General features: G+C 35.6%; 2 protein-coding genes. Both read right to left on the bottom strand.

The genetic code is table 11. The features are described 5' to 3' along the window. Nucleotides 1–227: 227 nt before the first annotated feature. Entirely contained in the window at nt 228–383 is a 156-nt protein-coding gene (gene yidD / locus N2712_08080; protein MCX8029935.1) for a membrane protein insertion efficiency factor YidD, read from the bottom strand. A gap of 38 nt (nt 384–421) precedes the next feature. Beyond that, a partial coding sequence (locus N2712_08075) for a ribonuclease P protein component (GenBank protein MCX8029934.1) occupies nt 422–627 on the bottom strand: 206 nt, incomplete at its 5' end.

The raw sequence follows: 627 nt of genomic DNA, 5'->3' as shown, positions 1-627 counted from the left end.
GCATATTGCTTTACTGTCAGAGGAAGCAGAACCAGCCTGATAAAAAATGTAAATATAATAATTGAAAGCCCGTAGCTGAAAAATGCGAGATTATTGTATATAAAATGTAAAAAACTGCCTAACGGATATGATATAAAATCGAGCATCAAACTTTCTCCTTTACGTTCACTGTTAAGATTAACGACAGGTTTAAAAACCTCCATAATCCAATAATTGAATTCCTCGTTCTATTTAACCGGGTCATATCCCCCCGGATGAAAAGGATGACATTTTGCAATCCTTTTTGCTGACAGATATACACCCTTTATGCAACCATATTTGGTTACAGCTTCTACGGCGTATTGGGAACATGTAGGATGAAACCTGCAGCTTGGAGCTTTCATCGGGGATATCCATTTTTGATACATCCTTATCAAAAACACTAAACACCTTTTAAACAATCCCATTTCTCCCGGTCAAATATATTCAACTTCTTAAATAAAAACTTCATTTCTTTTTTGATTTCAATAAAGCCAGGAACATCATCCGAAACTCTCGCAACAAACACACAATCATAGCCCTGCTTTATAAAATCCTCATACAACCTGTAATTCTCCCTTATTAGTCTCCTAATCCTGTTTCTTCTTA

It is taken from the genome of Brevinematales bacterium (assembly GCA_026415355.1).
Lineage (GTDB): Bacteria > Spirochaetota > Brevinematia > DTOW01 > DTOW01 > SKYB106.
The sequence above is the reverse complement of the archived record's forward strand: the minus strand, read 5'-3'. Positions and strand labels throughout refer to the sequence as shown.

Excerpts from the sequence above, each read along its gene's own strand:
- yidD (MCX8029935.1), bottom strand. The coding sequence starts at position 383 with ATGAAAGCTCCAAGCTGCAGGTTTCATCCTACATGTTCCCAATACGCC.